15 protein-coding genes are annotated in these 15,514 nt (G+C 71.4%); 9 read left to right on the top strand and 6 right to left on the bottom strand.

The genetic code is table 11. The features are described 5' to 3' along the window. Both ABZ851_RS28040 and ABZ851_RS28035 read right to left on the bottom strand, forming a co-directional pair. Positions 1–1,944 (bottom strand): ABC transporter ATP-binding protein, encoded by a 1,944-nt coding sequence (locus ABZ851_RS28040; protein WP_361133024.1) that lies wholly within the window; start codon positions 1,942–1,944, stop codon positions 1–3. A gap of 147 nt (positions 1,945–2,091) precedes the next feature. Then, entirely contained in the window at positions 2,092–3,519 is a 1,428-nt protein-coding gene (locus tag ABZ851_RS28035) for a GAF domain-containing protein (RefSeq protein ID WP_361133021.1), read from the bottom strand. Between the two features lie 609 nt (positions 3,520–4,128). Between ABZ851_RS28035 and ABZ851_RS28030 the strand changes: the two genes are divergently transcribed. Beyond that, on the top strand, positions 4,129–4,554 hold the full coding sequence (locus ABZ851_RS28030; RefSeq protein ID WP_361133018.1) for an STAS domain-containing protein: 426 nt from the start codon (positions 4,129–4,131) through the stop codon (positions 4,552–4,554). 108 nt (positions 4,555–4,662) lie between these two features. Here ABZ851_RS28030 and ABZ851_RS28025 read toward each other — a convergent pair whose 3' ends face one another. Beyond that, a complete protein-coding gene (locus ABZ851_RS28025; protein ID WP_361133014.1) occupies positions 4,663–5,151 on the bottom strand; it encodes a glutathione peroxidase in 489 nt (162 codons plus the stop codon). Between the two features lie 47 nt (positions 5,152–5,198). Here ABZ851_RS28025 and ABZ851_RS28020 point away from each other — a divergent pair, with 47 nt between their 5' ends. Beyond that, positions 5,199–5,405 carry a hypothetical protein gene (locus ABZ851_RS28020; protein WP_361133011.1) on the top strand — a complete coding sequence of 69 codons (207 nt, stop codon included), beginning with the start codon at positions 5,199–5,201 and terminating at the stop codon, positions 5,403–5,405. Positions 5,406–5,647: 242 nt separating this feature from the next. On the opposite strand, the gene ABZ851_RS28015 is transcribed toward ABZ851_RS28020, so the two are convergent. Then, on the bottom strand, positions 5,648–7,282 hold the full coding sequence (locus ABZ851_RS28015) for an FAD-dependent monooxygenase (protein ID WP_361133008.1): 1,635 nt from the start codon (positions 7,280–7,282) through the stop codon (positions 5,648–5,650). 253 nt (positions 7,283–7,535) lie between these two features. Here ABZ851_RS28015 and ABZ851_RS28010 point away from each other — a divergent pair, with 253 nt between their 5' ends. The 7 genes from ABZ851_RS28010 to ABZ851_RS27980 all read left to right on the top strand — a co-directional run bounded on the left by ABZ851_RS28010 (position 7,536) and on the right by ABZ851_RS27980 (position 12,834). Beyond that, positions 7,536–8,654, top strand: a complete 1,119-nt coding sequence (locus ABZ851_RS28010) for a SchA/CurD-like domain-containing protein (protein WP_361133005.1) — start codon at positions 7,536–7,538, stop codon at positions 8,652–8,654. A gap of 66 nt (positions 8,655–8,720) precedes the next feature. Continuing rightward, positions 8,721–9,155, top strand: coding sequence for a cupin domain-containing protein (locus ABZ851_RS28005; RefSeq protein WP_361133002.1), 435 nt, complete (start codon positions 8,721–8,723; stop codon positions 9,153–9,155). After that, positions 9,152–10,420: a beta-ketoacyl-[acyl-carrier-protein] synthase family protein gene (locus tag ABZ851_RS28000; RefSeq protein ID WP_361132999.1), complete on the top strand. Its 1,269-nt coding sequence runs from the start codon at positions 9,152–9,154 to the stop codon at positions 10,418–10,420. The genes ABZ851_RS28005 and ABZ851_RS28000 overlap by 4 nt, the downstream gene beginning before the upstream one ends. Continuing rightward, on the top strand, positions 10,417–11,667 hold the full coding sequence (locus ABZ851_RS27995) for a ketosynthase chain-length factor (RefSeq protein ID WP_088796350.1): 1,251 nt from the start codon (positions 10,417–10,419) through the stop codon (positions 11,665–11,667). Before ABZ851_RS28000 ends, ABZ851_RS27995 begins: the two co-directional genes overlap by 4 nt. Positions 11,668–11,682: 15 nt before the next feature. Further along, complete coding sequence (locus ABZ851_RS27990; RefSeq protein ID WP_336050960.1) at positions 11,683–11,970, top strand: acyl carrier protein; 288 nt, start codon at positions 11,683–11,685, stop codon at positions 11,968–11,970. Position 11,971: 1 nt separating this feature from the next. Next, a complete protein-coding gene (locus tag ABZ851_RS27985) occupies positions 11,972–12,445 on the top strand; it encodes an SRPBCC family protein (RefSeq protein ID WP_088796346.1) in 474 nt (157 codons plus the stop codon). 56 nt (positions 12,446–12,501) lie between these two features. Next, positions 12,502–12,834, top strand: coding sequence for a TcmI family type II polyketide cyclase (locus tag ABZ851_RS27980; RefSeq protein ID WP_311625071.1), 333 nt, complete (start codon positions 12,502–12,504; stop codon positions 12,832–12,834). 113 nt (positions 12,835–12,947) lie between these two features. On the opposite strand, the gene ABZ851_RS27975 is transcribed toward ABZ851_RS27980, so the two are convergent. Both ABZ851_RS27975 and ABZ851_RS27970 read right to left on the bottom strand, forming a co-directional pair. Next, positions 12,948–13,976 carry a methyltransferase gene (locus ABZ851_RS27975; protein WP_361132993.1) on the bottom strand — a complete coding sequence of 343 codons (1,029 nt, stop codon included), beginning with the start codon at positions 13,974–13,976 and terminating at the stop codon, positions 12,948–12,950. A 7-nt stretch (positions 13,977–13,983) separates the two neighbouring features. Continuing rightward, entirely contained in the window at positions 13,984–15,090 is a 1,107-nt protein-coding gene (locus ABZ851_RS27970) for a right-handed parallel beta-helix repeat-containing protein (protein WP_361132990.1), read from the bottom strand. Between the last annotated feature and the right edge of the window lie 424 nt (positions 15,091–15,514).

Raw genomic sequence — 15,514 nt, 5'->3', positions numbered from 1 at the left:
TCAGTTCACCAGCGCCGATTCCGGCACGGCATCCGGACCGGAATCCGCCCGCCGGGCCTCCCCGGCGGCCTCCCGCCGCTCCTCCGAGTCGGTGAACTGCGTCCGGTACAGCTCCGCATAGCGCCCGTCCGCGGCCAGCAGCGTCTCGTGCGTGCCGCGCTCGACGATCCGTCCGCCCTCGACGACCAGGATCAGATCCGCGGCCCGTACGGTCGACAGCCGGTGGGCGATGACCAGTGCGGTACGGCCGTCAAGGGCCTCGGTGAGTGCTTCCTGCACCGCCGCCTCGGAGGTGTTGTCCAGATGGGCGGTGGCCTCGTCCAGGATCACCACCCGGGGGTGGGCGAGCAGCAGCCGGGCGATGGTCAGCCGCTGCCGTTCGCCGCCCGAGAGGCGGTAGCCCCGCTCGCCGACGACGGTGTCCAGCCCGTCCGGGAGTCCGGCGATCAAGTCCTCCAGACGCGCCCGGCGCAGCGCGTCCCACAGCTCCTCCTCGGCCGCCTCCGGCCTGGCCAGCAGCAGGTTCGCGCGGATCGTGTCGTGGAAGAGATGCCCGTCCTGGGTGACCATACCCAGGACGTCGCGCAGCGAGGCGGCGGTCAGTTCGCGGACGTCCACGCCGGACAGCCGGACCGCGCCGGAGTCGGTGTCGTACAGCCGGGGCAGCAACTGGGCCACGGTCGACTTGCCGGCGCCCGAGGAGCCGACCAGGGCGACCATCTGGCCGGGCTCCGCACGGAAGGAGATGCCGTGCAGGACCTCCTCGCCGCCCCGGGTGTCGAGGGTGGCGACCTCCTCCAGGGAGGCCAGCGAGACCTTGTCGGCGGACGGGTAGCCGAAGCGGACGGAGTCGAACTCCACGGACACCGGGCCCTCGGGGACCGCGCGGGCATCCGGCTTCTCGGAGATCAGCGGCTTGAGGTCCAGCACCTCGAAGACCCGCTCGAAGCTGACCAGCGCGCTCATCACCTCGATATGGGCGCCGGACAGCGCGGTCAGCGGGGCGTAGAGCCGGGTGAGCAGCAGGGCCAGGGAGACGATCGCGCCGGGCTCCAGTTGTCCGCGCAGCGCGAGGTACCCGCCCAGGCCGTAGACGACGGCGAGTGCCAGGGCGGAGACCAGGGTGAGCGCGGTGACGAAGTACGTCTGGACCATGGCCGAACGGACCCCGATGTCGCGCACCCGGCGGGCCCGGGTGGCGAATTCGGCGGACTCCCGGTCCGGGCGGCCCATCAGCTTGACGAGGGTGGCGCCCGGCGCGGAGAACCGCTCCGTCATCTGGGTGCCCATCGCCGCATTGTGGTCGGCGCCCTCCCGGCGCAGAGCCGCCAGCCGCCGGCCGACCCGGCGGGCGGGCAGCACGAACACCGGCAGCAGCACCAGCGCGATGAGGGTGATCTGCCAGGACAGACCGAGCATCACCACGAGGGTGAGCAGCAGCGTCACGATATTGCTGACGACCCCGGACAGGGTGTCGCTGAAGGCCCGCTGGGCGCCGATCACATCGTTGTTCAGGCGGCTGACCAGCGCTCCGGTGCGGGTGCGGGTGAAGAAGGCGATGGGCATCCGCTGGACGTGGTCGTACACGGTCGTCCGCAGGTCCAGGATCAGCCCCTCTCCGATGCTCGCCGACAGCCAGCGGGTCACCAGCCCCAGACCGGCCTCGGCGACCGCGATCGCGGCGATCAGCCCGGACAGCCCGAGGACGAGGGACGCCGAGTCGCCGCCCACGATCGCGTCCACCACCCGGCCGGCCAGCAGCGGGGTGGCCACCGCGAGCATCGCGGTCACCGTGCTCAGGACCAGGAACCACAGCAGACGGCGGCGGTGCGGCCGGGCGAAGGCCGTGATGCGGCGCAGGGTGCCGCGGGAGAAGCGGCGTCTGCCCTGCTGCGCGGCCATCGTGCTGTGCAGCGCATGCCAGGCGGTGACTTCCATGTCCATGGGTGGCCTCCGGTGTGCCGGGTCGTCACGGGATCGCCGTGCGTGACCGGCGATATACGAGGAACGTATGACCTCAACCAATGTTGAGGTCAAGCGATTCCGGTGGTTTCACCCGCCGGGCGCGCCGTACAGGGGGCCGGGGGCGGCTCAGGCGTCGCACCCGCCGCGGAGCGGGCGCTCCCAGATCAGGGGCCGGCCGGCGCCGTCCGGGCCGGTCACCGTCAGCCGGATGCCCGGCCGGCCGTCGGGGAGCGAGGCGGTGACGTCCACGGCGATCTCCACCCGGGCCGGCGCCCGTGACGGGGCCGGGGCCGGGGCCGGGGCCGTCACGTCCGCCAGCGCCTCGCGGAGTGCCGCCAGCAGCTCACGGGCGCCCTTGCCGTCGACCCGGGTGTCGACCGGACCGGTGAACCGGACCGACGGCCGGGTGCCGAGCGCCGCGGTGGCCGCGCCGGCCTCCCGCAGCACGCGGGTGCGCAGGCCGGGCGGCGCCTCGGGCGGCCCCTGCTGCAGCGCGACGATGGCCGTTCTGATCTCCTGGATCGTGGCTTCCAGTTCGTCGACCGCCCGGCCCACCCCCTCCCGTACCTCCGGCACCAGCGCCTTGCGCCGGGCGGTCTCCAGCAGCATCCCGGTGGCGAACAGCCGCTGGATGACCAGATCGTGCAGATCGCGGGCGATGCGGTCGCGGTCCTCGAAGACGGCCAGCCGCTCGCGGTCCCGGTGCCGGTCGGCCAGCACGAGCGCCACCGCGGCCTGCGCGGCGAACTGCGTGCCCAGGGTCCGTTCGGTGTGGCTGAAGCGTCGGTCGCCGGACATCCGGCACAGTGCGAGGGCGCCCAGTACCCGCCCGCTGCTGCGCAGTGGCAGCAGCATCGTCGGGCCGTAGTGCCGCGATATCGGGGAGATCGAGCGCGGGTCGTCGGCGAGGTCGTCGGAGAAGACCGCGAGCCCGGCGCGTATCTGGTGCACGACCGGACTCCGTGGCGGAATCCTGCCGCGGTACGCCTCGGTCCGTACGGCCTCGGACAGCGCGGTGGAGATCGCCACGACCTCCATACCGCCCTCGGCGTGCGGCAGCAGGACCGCTCCGGTCGCCGCCTCGGCCAGCTCCCGGCCCTTCTCCGCGACGACCGTGAGGGCGTTGGCGGTCGTCGAGCCGGTCTCGGGCCCGGCCAGCAGGGCCGTGGTGATGGATGCCGCGCCGTCGATCCAGCGCCGGCGCTGCCGGGCGGCGGAGTGCAGCCGGGCATTGCTCAGGGCGATACCGGCCTCGGTGGCCAGTATCCGCACCAGGTGCCGATCCGCGTCGCTGAACTGCCCGCCGTCGCCCTTCCCCGCGACGGACAGCGTGCCGAACAGCTCGCCCTGTACCTGGACGGGCACCTCCAGAAAGCCTCCGGCGGGCGGCTCGCCTTCGGGGGGTGTGCCGTGGGTGACCGGCTCGCCGGGCCCGTCGCCGTCCTCGTCGCGGAGGCTGACGGCGGCGTGGCGCGCACCCGTGAGGGAGGCGGCGGTCTCGGCGATGCGGCCCAGAGCGCGGCCGAGGTCGTGGTCGGAGCCGACGGCCGCCATCGCCTCCAGCAGCTGCGGAAGCCGGGAGGCCGGCCCACCGGCGAGCTCGCGCAGGCTTTGCGCGGTGCGGTCGGGGAGATCTCCCGCGGGCTCCGGCGGCTTCAGGACACACCTCTCACTTTCCGGCGGTCCGGACAGTGTAATTCGCCCGAAAGAGTGCTATTGGGGGCTCCCGGGATGCGTGCCCGGGTGGGTGCCGGGAAGGCGGTCGGCGGGCCGGTCACCTGGGTGGCGGTGCAGGGAGTGCTCGGGATCCGGCGGCCCGCGCTGCCTGTCAGACCCCGCGGCCCGGCTCGTGGTCATCTATCTTGGCCACGCCCGCCGGGGGCGACTTTGAGACAACCTGAAGCTCAGGCGCACGCCGGGACTTTGAGGGCGCGGCCCGCGGGTAAGCCGTAGACAACTACGGGCACAGCAGCAGAAACACAGGGACTCAGACAACACACCGCCGCACCACCGACGACCCGGTAACGGGCCGAACCGCCCGGATCGCGCCGGGCGCCCCCCACACCTTCCGAACATCTCCGCCGCAGACGCGTGGCCATATCCCGCGCCTCGGCACGAAAGTGGGCCGGGCCGATGGATACAGGTCAGTACTACCCGAGACTCGTGGGACCCAGCAGCGCCGCGGGCGGCACGACCGTGCTGGAACTCCGTGGTGAGCTGGACATTCTCGCCGTGTCGGTGCTGTCCGACCGGCTGGACGAGATCACCGGTACGCAGGGCACCGACCTCGTGGTCGACGTCCGTGCGGTCACGTTCATCGACTGCGCCGGACTGTCCCTGCTGAGCCGCGCCCGCTACCGGACGCGGCAGCGCGGCGGCCGCCTGCGGCTGACCGGCGTCTTCGGCGGCGGCAGCGTCGCCCGGCTGCTGCGGATGACCGGGCTGACCGGCAGCTTCGAGATCCTGTCCGACGAGACCGGGGGCGACGACGGGGGCGGAGCCGCCGGACCCTCCGGATCGGCCGCGGTCACGGATACGGCCGCGATCCCGGACACGGCCACGGACGCCGCGGGCACGGCCGTCGCCTGACCCGCGCCTCGCCGCCCGGCCGCCGGACGCCATGCCGCCGCCGGGCCGTATGCCGCAGAGCGCCGACGGACCGCCCCCGCCCACGGCCCGGCGGCGCGGCACCGGAACTCAGGCCGGCAGGGCCGCCTCGATGGCGGTGACCAGTTCCTCCGCCTCCGGCTCGGTGCGCGGCCGGAAGCGGCCCGCGACCCGGCCCTGGGGATCGATCAGGAACTTCTCGAAGTTCCACTGGACGTCACCGGCCGCCCCTTCGGCGTCCTCGGTGCCGGTCAGCGCCGTGTACAGCGGGTGCCGGTCCGCGCCGTTGACGTCGGTCTTCTCGAACAGCGGAAAGCTCACGCCGTACGTCGCCGAGCAGAAGGTGGCGATCTCCTCGGCGGTGCCGGGCTCCTGGCCCGCGAACTGGTTGCTGGGGAAGCCCAGCACAGTGAAACCACGGTCGGCGTAGCGCTGCTGCAGCCGCTCCAGACCGGAGTACTGCGGGGTCAGCCCGCACTTGGACGCCACATTCACCACCAGCAGGGCCTTGCCCCGGTAGCCGGCGAGCGAAGCGGGCTCACCGGTCAGGGTGCGCAGGGGGATGTCGTACAGGCTCACGGGCATGCTCCTCGTCACGGGGCCGCGGATACGGACGGCCATCATCCGTGCCAACCACGCCGCCCGTCCCGGTCTTCCCCGGATCGTCGACCGGCCAGGACACGACCGGCCGGATCGCCCCCGCGCGCCACTCCTTGAGCAGCTGGTCGAAGATCGGTGTCTCCTCCGCGGCCGGGCGGCGCGCCTGCGGGGCGGGGGGCGGCAGGGCCGGCGGCGGCAGGGCCGGCGGCTGGTGGGGCAGGGAGATCCGCTGAAAGGGGTGTGCGGCGGGCTTCTTGGCGTCCATGTCCGGACTCAACCGGAAATCGGCCCCCGAGTTGCGGGACGCGGCCGGGGCGGTCCCGAGATGCCCCTGCGGTGGTGACGGGCAGAAGATACGTTCGCGCGTGACGGAGGGGCCGGTGGACGCTCCACCGGCCCCTCCGTCAACGACAGTCTTGTCCGTCGCCCCGCCCGGCCCTCGCTGTGGGTACGGGGCGGGGGTGCGCCGGGCGGATCAGCTCCGGCACAGCAGCGCGGCAAGAACCTCCCGCAGCGCCGCCTCGGGGTCGGCCACCCGCCCCTCGGCCCGCCACGCCACGAACCCGTCGGGGCGCACCAGCACCGCACCCTCGGGCGTCGTCCCGTGCTTCTCGGCCCAGTCGGCGCCGTCCTCGGGAGCCAGGTCGTCGTTCGGACCGGTGCCGATCAGGTAGCAGTCCAGCCCGAGGGAGAACTCCTCGTTGGCGCCCTTGGCCGCGGTGCGCCACATCTCGCCGTCGCTACCGGTCAGCAGGACGAAGGACTTCTCGTACAGATCGAGGGTCGAGCGCCGTTCGCCGCCGGCCCGCAGCCACATGTGCGGGGCGCGGGTGCCCGGTTCGCCCGTGAGCCGCATCTGGTCGGGTACCACCGGCAGCGCGGGGTCGGCGCCGACGACCGCGCCCTGCGGGTAGCAGTACCCCAGGGCGACGGTGAGCACCCCGCGCTGCCGGCCGCCGGCCGCACCGGGGGCCGGTGCGTACCCCGGGTGGCTGTGCTCGGCCGAGCGTGCCGAGGCGCGGGCGCTGGTCTCCCGCGCCACCGGCTGCCGCTCCGCCTCGTAGGTCGCCAGCAGCTCCGGGCCCGCCGCGCCGTTGAGCACGGCGGCGAGCTTCCAGGCCAGGTTGTGGGCGTCCTGGATGCCGGTGTTGGAGCCGAACGCGCCGGTGGGGGACATCTCGTGGGCCGAGTCGCCGGCGAGGAAGATCCGGCCGTCCGCGTACCGCTCGGCGACCCGCTCGGCAGCGTGCCAGGGGGCCTTCCCGGTGATCTCAACTGCCATGTCCGGTACGCCTGTTGCCCGGCGGATGTGGTCGATGCAGCGCTCGTCGGTGAAGTCCTCCAGGGTCTCGCCCGCGTCGGGGTGCCAGGGGGCGTGGAAGACCCAGTCCGCCTTGTTGTCGACCGGCAGCAGGGCGCCGTCGGCCTCGGGGTGGGTCAAGTAGCAGGCGATGAAGCGGCGGTCGCCCACGACCTCGGCGAGCTGCGGCGCGCGGAAGGTGATGCTCACGTTGTGGAACAGGTCGCCGGGCCCCGTCTGGCCGATGCCCAGCCGCTCGCGGACCGGACTGCGGGGCCCGTCGGCGGCGATCAGGTAGTCCGCGTGCACGGTGGACAGCTCGCCGGTCTCCCGGTTCCTCAGCGTCGCCCGCACCCCCTGCGCGTCCTGTTCGAAGGAGCTCAGCTCGGTGGAGAACCGCAGGTCACCACCGTGCTCGCGGGCACAGCGCACCAGTACGGGCTCCAGGTCGTTCTGGCTGCACAGGCACCAGGCGGACGGGCTGATGCGGGCCAGCCCGCCGCCCGGGTCGATCTCCTTGAAGAGCCACTCCTGGTCGTCGCCGGTGAGCGAACGGGCCTGCAGGATCCCGTGGTTGTCGGCCAGGACCGACGCGGCCTCGCGGATCCCCTGCTCCGCTCCGGCCACCCGGAACAGCTCCATGGTGCGGACGTTGTTGCCCCGCCCGCGCGGGTGGCGGGAGGTGTCCGCGTGCTTCTCGACCAGCAGATGTCTGATGCCCAGGCGTCCCAGGAACAGCGACGCGGACAGGCCGACCAGGGACCCGCCCACGACGAGTACCGGCACCCGGTCTTCGACGGTGGGATTCATTGCGTGCTCCAGCTCCAGGGACGCTTACGGCAGATGGAGCACGAATGCCCGGCTCAGAGCCTGTTCGATCACGGTTCACCTGCATGGCTCACAGATCTCGCGCCACCCGTGGGTCGCGGCGACGATCGAATCCGGGACGTCCCCCGGAACACCCGGAAAGGGCCGCCCCCACCACCGGCTCAGTCCCCCGGATCGCACCGGAACTGACGACGCACCACTGGGGCCATCGGGCCCCGAAGGAGATGCGTAGACGATGACAACGCTGTCGGAACGAATATCCCAGTCGGCCTTCGACGGCTCCCGGCTGAGGGTCGTGCTGCTTCTGGACCTCCACGACGGAGCCCAGCAGGACTTCCTCGAAGCCTACGAGCACCTGCGCAACCAGGTCGCGTCCGTCCCCGGACACATCACCGACCAGCTGTGCCAGTCCATCGAGAACCCCTCCCAGTGGCTCATCACCAGTGAATGGGAAAGCGCACCGCCCTTCCTGGCCTGGGTCAACAGCGAGGAACACGTCAAGATGGTCCAGCCGCTGCACGGCTGTGTCCGTGACACCCGGTCGCTGCGCTTCAGCGTCCTGCGCGAGACCTCGAACGTCGCCCGCCTCGCGCCCGAGCCTCCCAAGGGCCGCCTGCAGGCCAACCCCCGCGTCGGCGACGGCGTGGTCCGGCACGCGCTGACCTTCACCGTGAAGCCGGGCAGCGAATCGATGGTCGCGGACATCCTCGCCGGGTACACCTCCCCGGAGGCCCGGGTCGACGACACCACCCGGCTGCGCCGCACCTCTCTCTTCATGCACGGCAACCGCGTCGTGCGCGCCGTCGAGGTGCAGGGCGACCTGGTCGCGGCGCTGCGGCACATCTCCCAGCAGCCCGAGGTCCGGGCCGTCGAGGAGGCCATCAACCCCTATCTGGAGCAGGACCGCGACCTCAGCGATCCGAACTCCGCCCGGGTGTTCTTCACCCGTGCGGCCCTGCCCGCGGTGCACCACGTCGCCTCGGGCGGACAGCAGCCCGACGGCATCAAGCGGCATGCGCTGTTCTACCCCGCCAAGGAAGGCTGCGGTATGACGCTGGCCCAGATGCTCGCCCGCCAGGACGAGCTGGCAGCGGACGATGCGGCCTGCCCCATCGCCGGCAGCACCATCTTCCAGCGTGACGACGTGGTCGTCCGCCTCATCGATCTCCGGATCCCGATCGAGAGCGATCCCGTGCTGGCGCTCGGCGTGCGCGGTCCTCGTAAGACGGCCGTGCTGCGGCGTCTGCTGGACACCGAAGTGGCCGGCGGTCTGTCCAACGACCGGGAGCTCGCACATTTCCTGGAGCGCGCCGACATGGCCCTCATCACGGACCGCCGGGCACCCGGCGCCTGAACGGGCCCGGCCGCAGCAGGTCTCTCCCCTCAAACACCCCGGCCCCAGCCCCTGGAGGAAGCAGCCATGACCACGTACCGCCCACGCATCGTGGACCTCAGCGAGACCCAGCCCAACCGCCGGCGCGGAGGTGATCTGCGCGCCATGCTGACACCCAGCGCGGTGGGCGCCACGAGCGGCTTCATGGGCATGGCACTCGTGCAGCCCGGCGAGCGCATCGGCGAGCACTACCACCCCTATTCCGAGGAGTTCGTGTACGTCGTCCAGGGCTCGCTCGAAGTGGACCTCGACGGGGAACCGCACCCGCTCCGCCCTGACCAGGGGCTGCTGATCCCCCCGTACATGCGGCACCGCTTCCGCAATGTCGGAGACGTGGAGGCCCGGATGGTCTTCCATCTCGGCCCGCTGGCCCCGCGCCCGGAGCTCGGCCACGTCGACACCGAGGGCACGGAAGAGAGCACACCGGCCGCACCACCGGAACGCACGGAGCCGGTGTCATGACCCGCCGCGTGGCGGTCACCGGCGTCGGGATCGTCGCTCCGGGCGGCGTGGGTGTGCCCGCCTTCTGGGACCTGCTGTCCGCAGGCCGCACGGCGACCCGTGGCATCACCCTCTTCGACCCGGAGGGGTTCCGCTCGCGTATCGCCGCCGAGTGCGACTTCGACCCCGCGGCCCACGGGCTGAGCGAGGAGGAGGTGGCCCGCTCCGACCGGTACATCCAGTTCGCGATGGTCGCCGCGGACGAGGCGCTGCGCAGCGCCGGCCTGGACACGGAGACCGAGGACCCCTGGCGTATCGGGGTGTCCCTGGGCACCGCGGTCGGCGGTACCACGCGCCTGGAGCACGACTATGTCGCCGTCAGCAACCACGGTGCGCGGTGGGATGTCGACCACCGGCCGGCCGGCCGCTATCTGGAGCGGGCGTTCTCTCCCAGTTCGCTCGCCTCCGCGGTGGCGGAACGGATCGGGGCCCACGGCCCGGTGCAGACCGTCTCGACGGGCTGCACCTCCGGTCTCGACGCCATCGGGTACGCCTTCCACTCGATCGAGGAGGGCCGGGTCGATGTGTGCATCGCCGGCGCGTCCGACTCACCGATCTCCCCGATCACCGTGGCCTGCTTCGACGCGATCAAGGCGACGTCCGCGAACAACGACGATCCCGCCCACGCCTCCAAGCCGTTCGACGCCCACCGCGACGGATTCGTGATGGGGGAGGGCGGCGCCGTCCTCGTCCTGGAGGAACTGGAACACGCCCGCGCCCGCGGTGCGACGATCCACTGTGAGATCCGTGGCTACGCCACCTTCGGCAACGCGTACCACATGACCGGTCTCACCCAGGAAGGCCTGGAAATGGCCGAGGCGATCAACCGGGCCCTGGGCGACGCCCGGATCGACGCCACCCAGGTCGACTACGTCAACGCGCACGGCTCGGGCACCCAGCAGAACGACCGGCACGAGACGGCCGCGGTCAAGCGGTCGCTCGGCGCACACGCCCGCAACATCCCGATGAGTTCCATCAAATCCATGGTCGGCCACTCGCTCGGGGCCATCGGTGCGATCGAGATCGTGGCCTGTGTGCTGGCGCTCACCCATCAAGTGGTGCCGCCCACGGCCAACTACGAGACTCCGGACCCGGAGTGCGATCTCGACTACGTGCCCAGGACCGCACGGGAGCTGCCGCTGCGTTCGGTGCTCTCGGTCGGCAGCGGCTTCGGTGGATTCCAGTCAGCGGTGGTACTGACCCGACAGGGTGGGAGGGCATCATGAGCTCCCCGAAAACACGTCGTTCCGTCGTCACCGGCATCGGTGTCATCGCCCCCAACGGGGTGAGTACCGAGACCTTCTGGAAGGCGACGGTCGAGGGCATCAGCGTCCTCGACCGCGTGACCCGTGAGGGGTGCGAGCACCTTCCGCTCAAGGTTGCCGGTGAGGTCCGCGGGTTCGATCCGGCGGATCTGATCGAGGAGCGCTACCTCGTCCAGACCGACCGGTTCACCCACTTCGCCATGGCGGCGGCCAACCTCGCGCTGGACGACGCCCGGCTCGGCCGTGCCGACTACAACGACTCACCGTTCGCGGTGGGCGTCGTCACGGCCGCCGGATCCGGTGGCGGCGAGTTCGGCCAGCGGGAGCTGCAACGGCTCTGGGGCCAGGGCTCCCGCCACGTCGGCCCGTACCAGTCGATCGCCTGGTTCTACGCGGCGAGCACCGGACAGATCTCCATCCGCGGCGGCTTCAAGGGGCCGTGCGGAGTCGTGGCCAGCGACGAGGCGGGTGGTCTGGACGCCCTGGCGCACGCCGGCCGCACCATCCGGCGCGGCACCGATGCCGTCGTCGTGGGTGCCGCCGAGGCACCCCTGGCCCCCTACTCGGTCGTCTGCCAGCTCGGCTACGACGATCTGAGCAAGCTCGACGATCCGGCCCGGGCCTACCGCCCGTTCACCAGCGGTGCCTGCGGTTTCGTCCCCGCCGAGGGCGGCGCGATGCTGATCGTCGAGGAAGAGGCGGCGGCCGTGAGCCGTGGGGCGAGCGTCCGGGCCGTACTGGCCGGGCACGCCGCGACCTTCACCGGGGCCTCCCTGTGGGAGGAGTCCCGGGACGGGCTCGCGCATGCGATCCGTGGCGCACTGGCGGATGCGAGGTGCGCCCCGGAGGAGATCGATGTGGTCTTCGCGGACGCGCTCGGCGTGCCCGCGGCCGACCGGGCCGAGGCGCTGGCGATCGCGGACGCCCTGGGCCGGCACGCCTCGCAGGTCCCGGTGACCGCACCCAAGACCGGCACCGGGCGGGCGTACTGCGGCGCCCCCGTTCTGGACACCGCGGCCGCGGTGCTCTCCATGGAACAGGGCGTCGTGCCGCCCACCCCCAACGTCGTCGACGTCTGCCACGACCTCGACGTGGTGACCGGCCGGGCCCGTCCCGCCGAGTTGCGGACGGCGCTGGTGCTGAGCCGGGGGCTGATGGGCTCGAACGCGGCAATGGTGCTGCGGAAGGGCTCCCCGTCCCCCTCGTGAGAAGGAGAACCGCACATGAACGCTCAACTGACGCTCAATGAGCTGGCCGCGCTGATGAAGTCCGCCGCCGGGCTCACCGTCGACCCGAAGGAGCTGGCGAACCGGCCCGACGCGACGTTCAACGAGTTCGGCCTGGACTCGCTCGGCCTCCTGGGCATCGTCGGCGAGCTGGAGAACCGGCAGGGCCGGCCGATGCCGACCGACGCGGAGCGCTGCAAGACGCCGCGCGACTTCCTCGCCCTCGTCAACGCCGCTCAAACCGTCCCCACCGTCCATGAGAACGTGTCTACGACAGGAGCCTGACATGTCCGGCCACACCGAGAACGACATCACCATCGCGGCGCCGCTCGACCTCGTCTGGGACATCACCAACGACATCGAGAACTGGCCGCAGCTGTTCAGCGAGTACGCCTCGGTCGAGGTGCTGTCCAGGGAGGGTGACAAGACCACCTTCCGGCTGACGATGCACCCGGACGACAACGGCACGGTCTGGAGCTGGGTCTCCGAGCGCGTCATCGACCGGCAAAACCGCACCGTGCGTGCCCGCCGCGTGGAGACCGGCCCGTTCGCGCACATGGACATCCACTGGAAGTACGCCGAGATCCCCGGCGGCACCTCCATGCACTGGACCCAGGACTTCGCGATGAAGCCCGACGCCCCGGTCGACGACAAGGGCATGACCGAGCTCATCAACCGCAACTCCCGGATCCAGATGGAGCTCATCCGCGACCGCATCGAGCAGCGGGACCGCGAGCTCCGGTCCACCACCGTCAGCTGACGGCACGCCAGGCCGCGTGCGGACCGCCGCCCGGCGGCAATGAAGGGATCTTTTTGATGCACCACGCTCTGATCGTCGCTCGTATGGCGCCCGGTTCGGCTCCGGACATCGCCGAGGTCTTCCGGGCCTCCGACCGTACGGAACTGCCGCATCTGGTCGGCGTCTCGCGGCGTACCCTCTTCCAGTTCGGTGACGTGTATCTGCACCTCATCGAATCCGACCGGCCGCCCGGCCCCGAGATCGCCAAGGTGACGGAACACCCCGAGTTCCGCGCCGTCAGCGACAAGCTGTCCGCCTTCGTCAGCGCGTACGACCCCGAGACCTGGCGAAGCCCCAAGGACGCGATGGCCCAGCAGTTCTACAGCTGGCAGCGCGACGGCAGCGGCTGACGCGTACGCGGAGCCGAGGCGATCCCCCGGTTCCCGCGCCGTCCCGGACACGGGCAAGGCCGCCCGGTGAGGAGAGCGCTCCTCACCGGGCGGCCTGCCGTGCCGGGTCATGTTCATTCGGGGACGGTGCACTCGAACGCGTGCAGGTACGGATTGACCTCCCGGATCTCGCCGACCTTCAGGCCGGCCTCCGTCATCCGGCTGACCAGGCTCGCCTTGGTGTGCTTGGCGCCGCCGACGTTGAGCAGCAGCAGCAGGTCCATGGCGGTGGTGAACTTCATCGAGGGGCTGTCGTCGACAAGGTTCTCGATGATCACGACGCGGGCCCCGGGACGGGCGGCCGCGACGACGTTGTGCAGCGTCCGGCGGGTGCTCTCGTCGTCCCACTCCAGGATGTTCTTGATGATGTAGACATCGGCCCGGACCGGAATGTCCTCGCGGCAGTCGCCGGGCACGACCCGTACCCGCGGGGCGAGCGGGCCGCCGTCGCGCAGCCGGGGGTCCGGGTTCGCCACCACGGTGGGCAGGTCGAACAGGGTGCCTTCGAGAGCGGGGTACTTCTCCAGCAGACTGGCGAGCACATGCCCCTGGCCGCCGCCGATGTCCGCCACCGACGACGCACCGCTCAGGTCGAGCAGGTCCGCGAGGTCCTGCGCCGACTGCTTGCTGGACGTGGTCATCGCGCGGTTGAAGACCTCGGCCGAGTCGCCGGCGTCCTGGTGCAGGTACTCGAAGAAGCTCTTGCCGTACAGGTCGTCGAAGACGCTGCGGCCGGTGCGCACCGCGTCGTCGAGCCGCGGCCAGGCCGCCCAGGTCCACGGCTCGGTGCACCACAGCGAGATGTACCGCAGGCTGTTGGGGGAGTCCTCCCGCAGCAGCCGGGACATCTCGGTGTGGACGTACTTGCCGTCGTCGGTCTCCTCGAAGATCCCGTAGCACGACAGGGTGCGCAGCAGCCGGTCCAGCGGCCGCGGCTCGGTCTTGACCGCGGCGGCCAGTTCCTCCGCGGTGGTGGGCCGGTCGCCCAGTGCGTCGGCGACGCGGAGCTGCGCCGCCGCCCGTACGGCCGCCGCACAGGCGGCGCCGAAGACGAGCTCCCTGAGCCGCATGGCCGGCTGGGGGGTGGGACTTACGGTGGTCATTGCGCCTCTATTCTCCGATTGAAGAGGGCTGCGCCTCGTGCGCCTCGTGCCGTCGGCACAGACCGGGCGGCTGTGAGGTCCGGCAGATGTTGTCGATGAACCGGTTCCCCTTGCCCTTGGGGTCGCGGTCGGCGAGGTCCACCGGCTTGTTGTGCAGCACGAGGTTGTCGATGATGAGGTTGTGCTGGTTGGTCGCCTTCACGAAGCTGTGGAAGAGCACGATGCCGCCGGAGAGCGGGGACTTGCCGACGTTGTCGCGGACCAGGTTCCGCCGCACCAGCGTCTTCTCGGCGCCGGTGAGGACGATGCCGGACCCCTGGAGGAACGGCAGGCGGGGGTTGGCGGGGCAGTACTTGTTGTTCTTGACGACGGTGTTGTTCCGGACCGCCAGGGCTCCCGCCCGGGGCCGGGACTCGTCGCCGACGACGAAGACGCCGGCGCAGTTCCCGGTGATGGTGTTGTGCGCGACCACCAGGTTTCTGACGCGGCGTACCGTGATGCCGACCCGGTTCCTCGCGAGGTAGTTCTCGGTGACCGCGGCCCCCCGGGTGTCGGTGGCCCCGCCCTCCTCCTTGACCGTGTTGGCCAGGAAGATCCCGGAGTCGCCGTTGCCGGTGACGACGTTGTCCCGGAACAGTCCGCGGACGGACTTCTCCTGGGCGATGCCCCACACGCCGTTGTTCCGTGCGTACACGTGGCGCACGGCCAGCCGGTCGGTGCCGGAGGCCCAGACGCCGGTCTTCTTGAAGCCCTTGACGGTCAGCGAACGGATGCTGACGTCCCGCAGCGGCCGGCCCGCCGTGCCGATGACGCAGATGCCGTTGCCGGCCTTCGCGCACATGTTCCCGGCCCGCTTGCCGGTCGGGCCGATCACCGTCTTGGGGCCCGCACCGACCAGGCGCAGCCGCGACTTGCGGATGACCACGCTCTCCCGGTAGAGGCCGGGCCGGAGGATGACGGTGTCACCCGGCTTCGCTCTGTCCACCGCCCGTTGGATCGACTGACCGGGGTGGACGACGATTCGTTCCGTTGCGTCGCTCGGCGATGCCGCGCCCAGTCCGCCGACCAGCATCGCGGCGACGCAGCCCATGTATTTCATCTGTCGTAGCGCCATGAAGCGAAGCTATGGGCGATCACTTCCGCTCGCCACATGTGGTGACCCGATGATGACGGTGCGTGCAGAGGCCAGCTTTCGACACGCCGTCAAGTCCGCTGCCGGGCGCCGCACCGGAGGGCCGGTCAGGGCCGGTCAGGGCCGGTCAGCGGGTTTCTGGCGGTCCTCGTCGGCAGCATCGGACGCCCCGGCACCCGGCCGGCGGCCGGCCGGGGCATCACCTGACCGGGTATCGGACGGCGTGCCGGACGGGGCGTCGGGCCGGACGTCCGACGGGTCGTCAGCCGATCCGTCCGGCCATGCCTCGGTCAGGAAGGCCGCGAGGCTGGTCGGCAGAAACCATGGACGGACGCGGGAAAGGGTCACGGAAGACCAACGCGTCAGGCCCGCCCGACGACACCCGCTCAGGGCCGCCGGCGCGTTT

The sequence above is a fragment of the Streptomyces sp. NPDC047049 genome (assembly GCF_040643995.1).
GTDB lineage: Bacteria > Actinomycetota > Actinomycetes > Streptomycetales > Streptomycetaceae > Streptomyces > Streptomyces mooreae.
This window is presented reverse-complemented; position numbering and strand designations above follow the sequence as displayed.

Excerpts from the sequence above, each read along its gene's own strand:
- ABZ851_RS28015 (WP_361133008.1), bottom strand. The coding sequence starts at position 7,282 with ATGAATCCCACCGTCGAAGACCGGGTGCCGGTACTCGTCGTGGGCGGG.
- ABZ851_RS27995 (WP_088796350.1), top strand. The coding sequence starts at position 10,417 with ATGAGCTCCCCGAAAACACGTCGTTCCGTCGTCACCGGCATCGGTGTC.
- ABZ851_RS28035 (WP_361133021.1), bottom strand. The coding sequence starts at position 3,519 with ATGGCGGCCGTCGGCTCCGACCACGACCTCGGCCGCGCTCTGGGCCGC.
- ABZ851_RS28040 (WP_361133024.1), bottom strand. The coding sequence starts at position 1,944 with ATGGACATGGAAGTCACCGCCTGGCATGCGCTGCACAGCACGATGGCC.
- ABZ851_RS27980 (WP_311625071.1), top strand. The coding sequence starts at position 12,502 with ATGCACCACGCTCTGATCGTCGCTCGTATGGCGCCCGGTTCGGCTCCG.
- ABZ851_RS28000 (WP_361132999.1), top strand. The coding sequence starts at position 9,152 with ATGACCCGCCGCGTGGCGGTCACCGGCGTCGGGATCGTCGCTCCGGGC.
- ABZ851_RS27970 (WP_361132990.1), bottom strand. The coding sequence starts at position 15,090 with ATGGCGCTACGACAGATGAAATACATGGGCTGCGTCGCCGCGATGCTG.
- ABZ851_RS27975 (WP_361132993.1), bottom strand. The coding sequence starts at position 13,976 with ATGACCACCGTAAGTCCCACCCCCCAGCCGGCCATGCGGCTCAGGGAG.
- ABZ851_RS28010 (WP_361133005.1), top strand. The coding sequence starts at position 7,536 with ATGACAACGCTGTCGGAACGAATATCCCAGTCGGCCTTCGACGGCTCC.
- ABZ851_RS27990 (WP_336050960.1), top strand. The coding sequence starts at position 11,683 with ATGAACGCTCAACTGACGCTCAATGAGCTGGCCGCGCTGATGAAGTCC.
- ABZ851_RS28005 (WP_361133002.1), top strand. The coding sequence starts at position 8,721 with ATGACCACGTACCGCCCACGCATCGTGGACCTCAGCGAGACCCAGCCC.
- ABZ851_RS27985 (WP_088796346.1), top strand. The coding sequence starts at position 11,972 with ATGTCCGGCCACACCGAGAACGACATCACCATCGCGGCGCCGCTCGAC.